Raw genomic sequence first — 11,988 nt, 5'->3', positions numbered from 1 at the left:
CTCCGCGCCATCGGCGCAGGGTTTCGAAGGACGACATGATGCTAGAATTGACCCAATGTCTGAAGGCGAATGATCCGCCCCGGCTTCGAGCATCTGAAACCCTGTACGTCATACGTCTGAAGAACTGCGCCTTTTACGCCAATCATGGCGTGTTCGACGAGGAAAAGGCGCTGGGACAAAGATTCCATGTCGATGTGGAGTTGCACGTCAATGCGCTCCAGAGTCTGGAAAATGACGACATTCGAGGTACGATAGATTATGGGGCCGTGTTCGCCGCTATCGAACAGATCATCTCAGGCCAGCGCCGCTTCCTGATCGAGGCGCTGGCGCTCGACATGGCCAAGGCGCTGTGCCACCGCTTCACGCAGGTCGAGGCGGCGCAGGTGACGATCAGGAAACCCAATGCGCCCATCCGTGGCGTCCTCGATTATGTGGAGGTCGAAGTGCGTTGGCCGTTCGCATGACAGGATGGGCTATTTGCGCTTCGATACCGGCCGCTGGCCATGTCGCGGATCGGTAGAAAAATGTCGCATCCGTCCTATGGAATGGACGATGTGGCGCGATAGCCTGAATCTGTCAGGGGGATCAGTACAGGCCGGGATAAACGGCCGTTCCGATCGGGGTTGAGCACCATCAACCCAGAGAATGTAAGCAACATTGCCGTACTGTGTGAGAAAATGTCATCACCAATCGGCAGGATCTGAAATAGTGGGGAAGGAAGCGATATGACCGCGCGTGACGAGATGCTCAGCCTTATCCAGGGCCGCAAGCCCCAATACTCGCTTCCCCAGCCCTTCTATGTCGATCAGCAGTTTTTCGACCTGGACATGGAACTCATCTGGTATCGCGACTGGTTGTTTGCGGGGCATGATTGTGAACTCCCCAAAACGGGCAGCTATTTCACACTCCAGGTCGGCGCCTTTCCGATCGTCGTCCTGCGCGACAAGGATGGCGGGATTCGCGCGTTCCATAACAGTTGCCGCCATCGCGGCAGCCGGGTCTGTAACCAGCCCAAGGGCACGGCGCCAAAGCTGGTTTGCCCCTATCATCAGTGGACCTACAATCTGGACGGCAAACTGGCCTTCGCCCGCCAGATGGGCGATGATTTCGACCCTTCAGACCATGCGTTGAAGCCCGTCGCCTGCGAAAGCGTCGCCGGTTATATCTTTATCTGCCTGGCGGCAGAGCCGGCCGACTTCAAGCCCTTCCGCGATCTCATGTCACCCTATTTCACCCCGCACAATTTGTCGGAAGCAAAGGTTGCCCATGAATCGACGATCATCGAGAAAGGCAATTGGAAGCTGGTCTGGGAAAATAATCGCGAATGCTATCATTGCGCTGGCAGCCATCCAGAATTGTGCAAGACCTATTCGGAATCGCCCAATGTGACTGGCGTCAGCGGGGGGGGCGAAGATCCTGAAATGGCGGGGCATTGGGCGCGGTGCGAAGCCGCAGGCCTGCCCGCGCAGTTCCAGATCCATGACAGTGGCCAGTTTCGCGCGATCCGCGCTCCGCTGCTGCGCGATGCGGAAAGCTACACCATGTCGGGCAAGCGGGCGGTACGGCGCCCCCTGTCCGATGCCGTGACGGCAGAAAAAATCGGCGCGCTGATGCTGTTCAACTATCCGTCGACCTGGAATCATGTGTTGATCGACCATGCGGTCACGTTCCGCGTCATTCCGATCGGGCCCAATGAAACCGCGGTCACGACCAAATGGCTGGTGCACAAGGACGCGGTGGAAGGCGTGGACTATGATCTGGACGAACTGACCCACGTCTGGAAGCAAACCAACGATCAGGACCGCCGCATCGTAGAGGAAAATGCCTTCGGTATCCGTTCGCCCGCCTATGAGCCTGGCCCCTATTCGGCCCTGCATGAAGGCGGCGTGGTACAGTTTGTCGACTGGTATGCCAGCTTCATCGAACCGCGCCTGAAGGGTTCTGCGCCGAACCACCTCAAGCAAGTCGCATAACCGGCGCGGACCGGACGCTTTCAGCCCGCCGAGGGAAGAACTGCGCATGGCGTCGGTTTCGCCATGAAGCCTTTGCGGTGGGAAGGTTCCCGTAACGCTCGTAGCGGCGGTCTCCCTGAAGCATCCCCCGTCGTTGTGGCAGGTGTGCCGCGACGGCGGGTTTTGCCCCATCGGGTATAGGGAATGCGCGGCCAGCCGAGAAACGCTGTCGCGCGTTCTTACCCATAATCGCCCTGCGCTCTTCGAAAGCGCCCGAGCGTCAAATTGACCGATAAGCGTCTTTGCGCGCCAGATACCGATGCCGGAGCTGCGTCAATCCCCGTCGCCGAAAAACAGACGGGCAACATGCCGCGCCTGGCTATTCAGACAGGTTAACAAGTAGAAGTAAAGGAACACTCAGCGCAGTCGCCCCAGAAATCATTGATTTTTCGATGATTTCTGGAGCGGGCGAAGGGATTCGAACCCTCGACCCCAACCTTGGCAACGCTAGCCACAGTATGACATACCGAATCATACTGTGTCAATAGCGTCACTGGCATTTGGCACGCTGTTGCTATAAAACCCATGCATTGCCAGGGGAGCGCAGTCGTTTGCTACCCCGCTGGCTACCCAGCCACGGAGCCACCATGCCACGCCAAAAATTCACTGATCTCTGGATCAGCTCTCGACCCGCGCCCGCTCGAGGTCGCATCGACTATTCCGACGCAATCTGCCCCGGGCTGCAACTGCGGGTCACTTCAAGAGGAGTGAAGACCTTCTCCCTGATCTTTCGCCACGGTCATATGCAGCGCCATACGTTGGGCCGCTATCCGCGCTTGGGGCTTGCCGAGGCCCGGCGTCAGGCGATGCGCCTTATGCGCGAGGTGGCGGAAACGGAGAAGACGGGCAAGGCAACCTTGCTAACCTTTTCCGACATGGTTCACACTTATGCGGACCTATACCTTAAGCGGAACATTCGATCCTGGGCCAACACCAAGGCCATCCTTCAGCAAGACGCACTGGCGCACTTCGGTAAGCGCCGGGCTTCCAGCATCACGAAGAAGGACGTGGTGGCCGTGTTGGACCAGTTGGTGGCGCGCGGCACGCCGCACGCGGCCGTCAACCTACTGGGCAAGCTACGCGCAATGTTCAACTGGGCTGTGGGACGCGACATGCTTGTTGCCAACCCGTGCCTGGGCATAAAGCCGCCTGCCAAGACCACCCAACGTGACCGCGTGCTGACGGACGCCGAGATCGCAGCGGTGTGGAACGCCTGCGACAAGGTGGCTCAGCCGTTCGGCGTGATGGTGCGAATGCTGATGCTGACTGGCGCGCGCCGCAACGAGATAGCCAACATGCGGCGATCCGAAGTGTTGGGTGACATATGGACCCTTCCGGCTGAACGGTCGAAGAGTGGGCGCGCCAACGCGCTGCCCCTGCCGCCGACTGCTATAGCCATTTTGACAAGCCTGCCTGACCATGGCGCAACCAGCTATATGTTCAGCACGACGAGAGGCGAGAAGGCGGCAAGCAACTTCGCGAAAAACAAGCGCGCGCTGGACGAGGCCAGCGGCACGTCGGGATGGACCCTGCATGACCTCCGGCGAACGGCTCGCACCAAGCTTTCTGAAATAGGGATCGACCGTGAAACAGCTCGGCGGATCATCGGGCACGCGGGCGATACCCTGGACGAGACCTATGACAGGGCCACGCACGAACCGGCCAAGCGCGCGGCGCTCGCGCATCTGGCTGCGCATATCGACGCCATCGTTTATCAAGCGTCGAACGACCGCTCATCTGCGTGCTTAAATCCCCAATAAAGCACGCACTGGAAAGCTATGCCGATCCTCTGCACATAGGCCGTGTTCTTCAACGCGAAGGCAGTGCCGGACCGAGGGGCGGTGGGATTAATCTCACAGTCGATCGGCTTGCTCGACGACGGGTGCACACGGCGTCGATGTCTACGCAATGCCGAACGGACGCGACCGCATGCGGTCGCGTCAACGACGATAATCGCCCGGGCGAGATCGCACCAGCAACAATCGCACAAAGGAACCACCATGATAAGGTACGTCTCCAACCCGCTGTCGCGGGTTGTCGCTTCGACCAAGCGCGTCTGCGCCAAGGTCACCCCCTCGCGTCACAAGGCGCCCTGGAAACGGCGAGCCGCCTTCGACTGCGAGCACGGCCTCTGGAAAGGGTCGGATTTTCCGATCCCGCCGGAGATCGTCATGCCGATCACCGAAACCATGGCCGTCCATGACGGCCAGGCCGTGATCTATCACGAAGTGCGCGAAGACGACAGCGAAAGCCGGTTCGTCGTTCGCATGGTCTTCGCCGCCTAACCCCCTCAACACGCAAAGCTTTTCCGAACACGCTTCGGCGTGAAGGGGAAAGCTTTGCCAAAACACGGAGAAGTTTTATGGATTTGGAACTGCATATGCTTCCAGATTATGTCAATGATGACCTCAACGAGGCTGTGCCGTTGGCTTACAGCAGTGGTATTCCCGTCACCGATGTTGCTGTCCTCATCGAGTATCTCTGCGGCATCAAACTGCCTGAGGATGAAGAGGTGGCAACGATCGTGAAGGAAGCGGAAGCCGGCCTGCGCGCTGTTCGTGCCTTCCTGAATGCGGCCGAAGAGCTTGCCGAAGCGGACTTATCGCTGGCCGCGTTCGCCGCCACGGTCGACGTTCAGCCTTCGCGCTATATCTTCGGCCATTTCGGTCCCTATCAGCACATGGGCGAATTCGATCACTTCGTCGCGCGCCGTTCCCCCATCAATCCTCGCCATCAGCTGATCGCGACGATGATGGCGGGCGCGTTGAACCTGTGGCTCGACTATACCGAAGTCCCTGCAGATTTCTCCTTTGTGGAGACCGCAGACGGCCTCGTTCCGAAGCCGGGATCGGCGATGGCGTTCATCATGGATGCCGTCGGGCGTACCCATAAGATCAGCGCGGACGAATATCGCGCCGCACTCCCGCTCATGGAGGGGATGGTCGGCAAAGATGTACTCGCACCTTGGAAAAGCCAAGCGGCGATAGGTTCTGAACCGGCGTAGGGCGTTCTTCGAGCAGCATGAGTCCGGTATAATGGTGCGTCATCCGAAAGGATGGCGCACCAATTCTTCGTCTAGGGATGTCAGATGGTCGATCATCTTAAGATTTTTCAAGAACTTAAAAAGCTGAAGGTGGATGATTTCGATCTAGCCTGCCACCTGTCGGATGAAGTAAATGCGACCCTAAGGGCGCTGGAAAATGGCGTGTCCGCTGAATTGGTCGGCAACGTCATCGGTGATGTGCCCGGCCGCACGAACAGTTCTGTGGCCTTGGAAGGGGGGGCTTATCTTAAAAAGATCATATCATTTGCACAATGCGGGTGGAATGAACCGCCAGCCACCTATCGTGAGGTTGATCCGCTGATCATCGCCCTCTTTGATACTGATCACGGCGAGCGAATCACTATTCCGGGCGGGCGCGAGCGCGTGGACATCGCCGATGCAGCCCGCGCCCTAGGGAAAGACATCGCCATTCTGTGCGACAAACATCGCGTCTCGCTGGAAGCGCTGGCAGCTTGCGAAATCAAGGAGAAAAAGGGAGGCCGACCGCATCATGCCGACGATGCGGACTGGGCTATCGCGCAAACCGTTTGCTGGGTCATGGATGGCCGCCATCAGGGTGCGATACAATTTCATACGCACCGCTTCGCAGGCAAAGTGCCGGGCAAGCGTACCCCGCCTGAAATGATGGAACCACGATCGATCTTGGCAAAAGCAGCGGTCGCCGTCTTCGGGGCAATGGAGTCCAAGCTCGACGTTGTGAGCATCAAAAATCTGCTGACAAAATATCGAAAATCTTTGAATGGTGAGCCCTCGACACGGTTCGATGTGCGCCGATTAGACGCTGAAGAGTTTCCGGAGGTGCAAACAAAAACAACCTATAATGTTGTCACTGCGCTCAAGCGCGGGGGCGCTGTATTCAGAAGGTATACCAAGCAATAGCATGGAGGCCCAACGTAATGCAGCCCACCACTTCCCCCTCGCCCCGCGACGGCCTGATCGACATTGATGAGGTCGTCCGGGAGAGCTCGCTCTCCCGCAGCAGCATCTATCGCGGCATCAAAGCCGGCACCTTCCCGCAGGCCGTTCGCGTGTCCACCGGCCGGGTGGCCTGGCGCGCTTCGGAAATCGCCGAGTGGTGCGCCGACCCGCTGGCGTGGAACTACAAGGTCGATTTCTGATCGGCCCTGACCGGCCGGGCGTTGACCCGGCCACCCCTCTCCCAAGACTCAAGCCAGCTTCGCACAACAGAAGCCCATGATCCGCAGCGCGACCCCGCTTCGCGCGTAGACAGAGCTATGCCCGATGCCGACTTCCAATCCTGAAATGAATGATACGCCGCGCCAGGTCAGCGCCCACACCACATCCTTCCTATCCGCCATCGGCCGTGACGGCCCTCTCTCCTTTCGCGCCATCATGGACGACAAGGCCCGCAAGGGCATGTGTGTGGAACAGAAGACCGCTCCGTTCGACCAAGCCATGCAGAAGCTGCGCTGCTGGAACGAAGCGGGCTATGGCATCTTCGTCCAGGTAAACGCATCGGACGGGCAGGGTGTGACCGCCGCCAACATCACGGCCGCCACCTGCTTCTTTGCCGACTTTGACGGCACCCCGCTTGAGAATGTGGATCGGCTGGGCATCGCGCCGCACGTCATCGTGGAAACGTCGCCCGGCAAGCGCCACTATTATTGGCGGGTGATCGGCATCACGCTGGAACAGTTCACGGCCGTGCAGAAGCGGCTGATTGCCCTCTTTGAGTCGGACAAAAGCATCCACGACCTACCGCGCATCATGCGGCTGCCCGGGTTTCTTCACCAGAAGAACCCCGACGCACCGACCTTGGTCACCTGCACCGTAACAGAGGGGCTGGCACCTTATCCCATCGACCAGTTCCTGGCCGCCCTGGAAGCGGCGGAGAAGGCGCATTGTGTCGTTACGTCCGAACGGAAGACCACTGCGGAGAAGGTCGCCGCCCTGGCGCAGCCCAAGCCAGCTAAGGCCGAGTTGGTCCGCGCGGAGGCGATGGTGCGGCACATAATGGAAAAGGGCGCCTTCGACATTGACGATCGCCATGACTGGTTCGGGCTGCTCACCGCTTTCAAGAACAGCTTTGGCGAAGACGGGTTCGCCCTGTTCGTTGCGCTTTCGGCGGTGGGCAAGAAGTTCAAGGGTGAAGAAGATTGCCGCAAGCAGTGGGATAGCCTTAAGACCGATCGGCCCAAAGACCAGAAGCTCACCATTGCCACCTACTTCGCCAAGGCCAAGGACGCAGGCTGGGTCGATGCCTCCGAGAGGGCGGAAGGCGGCGGCAAGGGCGGCGGGGGCAAGGCCAAGCCCGACGCGGCCTCCATCATCCTCGACCAGGCCGCAGCGGCCGGCGACGAGGTGTTCCTGGCGCCGGACGGCAAGGCATATGTCAGGGTCGAGCTGGTACAGGCGGGCAAGCCCCGGCACGTGACGCTGGCCCTTGGCGGTGACGATTATCGCGGCATCCTCGTTCTGCGCTATCACGAGCAGCAGATCGTCAAGACCGCGCCCAAGGATCAGGTTAGCGCCGCCGTAGGCATCCTGCACGCCCGCGCGCGCCAAGCTGATGTGCGCCACCCTGTGTATCTGCGCGTGGCCCACCATGACGGCCGGGTTTACGTCAACTTCGACCCCGACAAGGGCGTGGTGGTGGAGATCGACGCGGCCGGCTGGCGGGTCATGGACAAGGAGCCGCCGGTGCATTTTGTCGCCGGCAGTCGCGGCCCGTTGCCCATGCCGCGACAAGGCGGCTCCATGGAGACCTTTGCCAAGCACTTCAACGTCGGTCCGGACGATCTCAAACGGGTGATCGGGTTCATGCTTTCCATGTTCAATGACGAGGGGGCTTATCCCATCCTTCTGATCGAGGGCGTCGCAGGCTCGGCCAAGAGCAACTTAGGCGACAAGACGCTGGCGCTAGTGGACCCGCCAGTAGGCGATCGGCAGGCCGCCCGGTTCAGCATGGCGGAGGAGGAGCGCAACCTGCACATCCAGGCTTCGCGCTGCTCCATGCTGTATCTGGACAACATCTCGGTCTTCAGCGCAGAAGTAGCCGACCAGCTCTGCCGCCTGTGTAGCGGCGCGGCATCTTCGCATCGCGTCCTCCATAGCAACGACGCCGAACAACTCTTCTTCGTTCGCCGGCCGTGCATCGTCAGCTGCATCGCCACGCCCAGCAATCGGGGTGACCTGTTGAGCCGATCGCTGCGGATCACCGCCACGCCTTTAGAGAAGCGGCTGACCGAGGCGGCCGTCTGGCGCGCGTTCGACGCTGACGCTGGCCAGATGGTCGGCTTCCTGCTGGACTGCGTGTCTGCCGGTCTGCGCAATCGGGCGGCCGTCGCAGGGCATGTCGAGAGCGGCGGGCTGGCGCTTCCGCGCTTGGCCGACTTTGCCGCGTGGGTGGAAGCGGCGGGCGAACCCATGGGCCTTGCGCCAGGCGAGTTTGCCGCGCTGCTCAACGAAGAGCAGGAGAGCATGCAGCGCAAGGCGGTGGACGGGCACCCGCTGATCGACGCCCTGTGCGCTTACTTTCAGAACCCGGAGGCGGCGATCGAAGGGCGCACCGCGCGTGATTTGCGCGACATGCTGTCGCCATACGACCGCACGAACAGCCTGCCGGCGGTCAACCAGTTCTCGCCGATGTTCCGCAGGTTGGCGGAGGGCTTACGCGCGTCTGGGTTCGAGGTGACGGAAGGGCGCGACGGCAAGCGCAAGGTGACGACGTTCACCATCGTTACCAACGACGCCTTTGAACGTGGGGCTGATAGCGGTAGTCCAGCCGGCAAGATCCAGCCTACCAACGACGACGATCCTCTGCCCTTCTGACCCGCGTTGGGGCGAGCTTGGCAGATATGGCGCAGTGTCTCCCCCCCCCCCCCCCGCCGCAATGGCGGGTACTGGCGGGTACTCCTCAAGATGAGTACCCGCCGTCGAAACCCACGCAAATGCTGGGGCGGCGGGTATGGCGGGCACTGCGGGTACCCTTTTCGATATTCAGTAAGAGAATAGGGGCGGGGCACGCCGTGCCCGCCGCCGTTGCCCAACCCTCGCCGCCCCGCGCGAGCCCCTACGTAAAACTCTCTCTAAGTGCCCGCAGTGCCCGCCATACCCGCCGACGGCGGAAATCCGTGGGTTTTGGGCGGGCATTGACCGTGGGGCAGTACCCGCCACATACCCGCCAGGGGACAGCCGGCCTCGTTTTACCCCGTCGCGGCTGACCGGAAATAGATTTTCGATCGGCGAGGCCGAATTATTTCGGGACTAATCCCCCGTTGCCAATGCTATCGGCCCGCGCAACATTACGACAATGCAATCTCCCAAACCCCGCGCCGTGTTAGGCATCGACGCCGCTTGGACAACAGCCCAGCGGCGTCGCACTTACCGTAGATCGGGGCAACGGTTGGAGACTTGTTGCGGCAGCACCCTCGTACCTTCACTTCTGCGCTTTGGCCGAGACAGGCCAGCTTCCAGACGACCGGCCAACAGGGCAAACACCTAACGTGCCCCTGCTATTAAACGCAGCGGAGCGGATAGCTGGAACGCCCATTGATCTGGTGGCCATCGATATGCCTTTGTCGATGCTGCCGATCACCGGCCGACGAGAAGCAGACAACGCGGTTTCGCGGGCCTATGGCGCCCGTAAGTGCAGTACCCATACCCCAAGCCCTGCCCGACCTGGCAAGATAAGCGATGATCTATATGCAAACTTTGGCCGGGCTGGCTACGTGCTCCAGGTTCAGGCTCCGGTCTTAAGGGGGTTGGTTGAGGTCTATCCTCATCCCGCCTTGGTCGAACTGATGGGGGCGGCGGAGCGGCTGCCGTACAAGGCAGGGAAGGTCAGAAGCTATTGGCGCAATCTGACGCCTGCAGAGCGCAAAGTTCAGCTATTGGCTCAGTGGGCAGCCATTTCCGCCGCGCTAAACACCGTGCTGGCCGGATCCATAGACGCCACGTTGCGGGCCGACGAAAACTCCACTGGCACACAATTAAAGTCCTGCGAGGACGTTCTAGACGCCATAGTATGCGCATGGGTTGGCACCACTATCCTCAGTGGTAAAGCGAGGCCATTTGGCGACGAAAAGGCCGCGATTTGGATACCCACAACGCCAGCCGGATGAGTTTACTTGCGCACAGTGACCGCAACAGATTTTTTAGCGCGCCCTGCCGCCTTGGGGTCGTCAGGCCAGGGCGTACGTTCCTAACGCCCGCATCGCCTCCACCGCCTCGAACGACCATCGCCGGTCGCCATGCAGGGTCACTCCCAGCTGCCGCGTGTCGCGGTGCCAGCTGATCTCCACCAGCCGCTGCTGTGTGTCGGGGTCCCAGGCGTTGATGCGGTCGTAACCGTCCGGATCGTCGCAGACGCGCTCGGCCTGGAGGGTTATGCCGTCGAAGGTGAGGGTGCGGGTTGTGTCGTTTGTCATGTCGCACACTTTACAGCTCGCCAGCGGCGTTGACCAACATTGCGCGCCTCTTAGGAGCTGCGCCCGCGCTATTGGCGGGCCAGCAGCTTAGGCTCAGGACTCACTGATCACAGCCAGAAGAGCACGGTGGCGGCCAGTGCGAGTGCGGAGAAGTAGACGGTTGGGCAACGGTCATATCGCGTTGCCACGCGGCGCCAGTCCTTCAGACGGCCGAACATGATCTCGATGCGGTTCCGCCGTTTGTACCGCCGCTTGTCGTATTTGACGGGCAAAGAGCGAGATTTGCGGCCCGGAATGCACGGTTTGATGCCCTTTTGCTCCAGCGCATCCCTGAACCAGTCAGCGTCATAGCCGCGGTCGGCCAGCATCCACTTGGCCTTGGGCAAATCGTCGAGCAAGGCCGCTGCACCGGTGTAATCGCTGACTTGGCCGGCCGTGATTAAGAAGCTCAAAGGTCGGCCGTTGGAATCGGTGACGGCGTGCAATTTCGTATTCATGCCGCCTTTGGTCCGTCCGATCAGACGCCCGAGATCCCCTTTTTTACCCCAAGGCTGGAAGCCGTGCGGTGGGCCTTGAGATAGGTTGCGTCGATCATGACGGTCTGCGGCTCGGCTCTCTGGGCGGACAGGCCTTCCATCATCCGCGTGAACACGCCCATTTCGCCCCACCGTTTCCAGCGGTTATACAATGTCTTGTGTGGCCCATATTCCCTGGGCGCATCCCGCCAGCGCAGCCCGTTCCGGTTGACGAAGATGATCCCGCTCAGTACCCGTTTGTCGTCGACCCGGGGCTTGCCGTGGCTCTTGGGAAAATATGGCAAAAGGCGCGCCATCTGCTCGTCCGTCAGCCAATACAGGTCGCTCATGCTCAGTCTCCTCGCGGAGACTGAATCACATCGCTCTCAGCCAATCAATGGGTCCTGAGCCTAAGAGTGGCGGCGTCACGCAAGCCGCCGAACCATCGGTCCAACGCGGCGCTAAACAGGACGCCGCCTCCAGATGCCTCGAACAGGGTTAGTGATGACCGCAGCTTCATGGCGTCTACGTCGCCCATCACGCCAGCAGCGCTGTTGCCGGGTGGCAAGTCCTGCAGCGCGCGCACGGACTCTTGCAAGCGTTGGCCCAGCGTGGGGTGCTCCAGATAGGCACGGGCTTCGTCCAAAGACGCGATCGCATAGCGCTGCGCCATCGGGCTGCGGCCCAGGCCCGCGAGCTGCGGGAATACGAACCACATCCAATGGCTGGCCTTTCTACCCCGACGCAACTCGGCCAGGGCAGCGGCATAGGTTGCTTGTTGGGCGTCGAGGAAACGCTGGAGGTTATGAGTTTCAATGGTCATGCCGCTATGACGCGGAATAGGTGCAGACGTTCCGTGTGGCTGGGTTGCGCCAATCCTCGTCGTTCGAGAGCAATTTTCTCGAGCCCCAAAGCCGACATCCAGATCTGACTTGGTCTGGGACATTTCAGCCGGTCGCCGCCACTGTTGAGAGTGTCGGGCGATGCCGAAACCGCTCATTCCTTGA

Annotated in this window: 12 protein-coding genes; 9 read left to right on the top strand and 3 right to left on the bottom strand. The window is 60.6% G+C overall.

Going from position 1 to position 11,988, the window contains the following annotated elements; translation table 11 throughout:
- Positions 1–35: 35 nt before the first annotated feature.
- From folB to IWY39_RS11670, 9 genes are all read left to right on the top strand, one after another.
- Complete coding sequence (folB, locus tag IWY39_RS11710) at positions 36–464, top strand: dihydroneopterin aldolase (protein WP_107126081.1); 429 nt, start codon at positions 36–38, stop codon at positions 462–464.
- Between the two features lie 261 nt (positions 465–725).
- The gene (locus IWY39_RS11705; protein ID WP_107126080.1) at positions 726–1,973 is read left to right on the top strand and encodes an aromatic ring-hydroxylating oxygenase subunit alpha; all 1,248 of its coding nucleotides are present in this window, start codon (positions 726–728) and stop codon (positions 1,971–1,973) included.
- Positions 1,974–2,599: 626 nt separating this feature from the next.
- Complete coding sequence (locus IWY39_RS11700; RefSeq protein WP_107126079.1) at positions 2,600–3,772, top strand: tyrosine-type recombinase/integrase; 1,173 nt, start codon at positions 2,600–2,602, stop codon at positions 3,770–3,772.
- 240 nt (positions 3,773–4,012) lie between these two features.
- The gene (locus tag IWY39_RS11695; protein WP_107126078.1) at positions 4,013–4,297 is read left to right on the top strand and encodes a hypothetical protein; all 285 of its coding nucleotides are present in this window, start codon (positions 4,013–4,015) and stop codon (positions 4,295–4,297) included.
- A 77-nt stretch (positions 4,298–4,374) separates the two neighbouring features.
- Entirely contained in the window at positions 4,375–5,016 is a 642-nt protein-coding gene (locus tag IWY39_RS11690; protein WP_107126077.1) for a hypothetical protein, read from the top strand.
- A gap of 84 nt (positions 5,017–5,100) precedes the next feature.
- Complete coding sequence (locus IWY39_RS11685) at positions 5,101–5,955, top strand: hypothetical protein (protein ID WP_107126076.1); 855 nt, start codon at positions 5,101–5,103, stop codon at positions 5,953–5,955.
- A gap of 17 nt (positions 5,956–5,972) precedes the next feature.
- Complete coding sequence (locus IWY39_RS11680; protein ID WP_107126075.1) at positions 5,973–6,194, top strand: helix-turn-helix transcriptional regulator; 222 nt, start codon at positions 5,973–5,975, stop codon at positions 6,192–6,194.
- 124 nt (positions 6,195–6,318) lie between these two features.
- Positions 6,319–8,868 (top strand): PriCT-2 domain-containing protein, encoded by a 2,550-nt coding sequence (locus tag IWY39_RS11675; RefSeq protein WP_107126074.1) that lies wholly within the window; start codon positions 6,319–6,321, stop codon positions 8,866–8,868.
- Between the two features lie 674 nt (positions 8,869–9,542).
- On the top strand, positions 9,543–10,160 hold the full coding sequence (locus IWY39_RS11670; protein ID WP_331274485.1) for a DUF429 domain-containing protein: 618 nt from the start codon (positions 9,543–9,545) through the stop codon (positions 10,158–10,160).
- Between the two features lie 60 nt (positions 10,161–10,220).
- Here IWY39_RS11670 and IWY39_RS11665 read toward each other — a convergent pair whose 3' ends face one another.
- The 3 genes from IWY39_RS11665 to IWY39_RS11655 form a co-directional block, all read right to left on the bottom strand.
- Complete coding sequence (locus IWY39_RS11665; protein WP_107126072.1) at positions 10,221–10,466, bottom strand: hypothetical protein; 246 nt, start codon at positions 10,464–10,466, stop codon at positions 10,221–10,223.
- Between the two features lie 107 nt (positions 10,467–10,573).
- Positions 10,574–11,331, bottom strand: a protein-coding gene (locus IWY39_RS11660; protein WP_145169862.1) for an IS5 family transposase whose coding sequence is annotated in 2 segments (ribosomal slippage) — positions 10,574–10,998 and positions 10,998–11,331 — 759 coding nt in all. Because the reading frame shifts where the segments join, the coding sequence is not laid out codon by codon here.
- A 44-nt stretch (positions 11,332–11,375) separates the two neighbouring features.
- Positions 11,376–11,804, bottom strand: coding sequence for a DUF1810 domain-containing protein (locus IWY39_RS11655; RefSeq protein ID WP_107126070.1), 429 nt, complete (start codon positions 11,802–11,804; stop codon positions 11,376–11,378).
- Between the last annotated feature and the right edge of the window lie 184 nt (positions 11,805–11,988).

Origin of the sequence: Sphingobium sp. JAI105, from assembly GCF_015752145.1 — a bacterium.
In the GTDB taxonomy this organism is placed as follows: Bacteria; Pseudomonadota; Alphaproteobacteria; order Sphingomonadales; family Sphingomonadaceae; genus Sphingobium; species Sphingobium xenophagum.
Note: the sequence above shows the minus strand (reverse complement) of the source record. Positions and strands in the feature narration are given on the sequence as shown.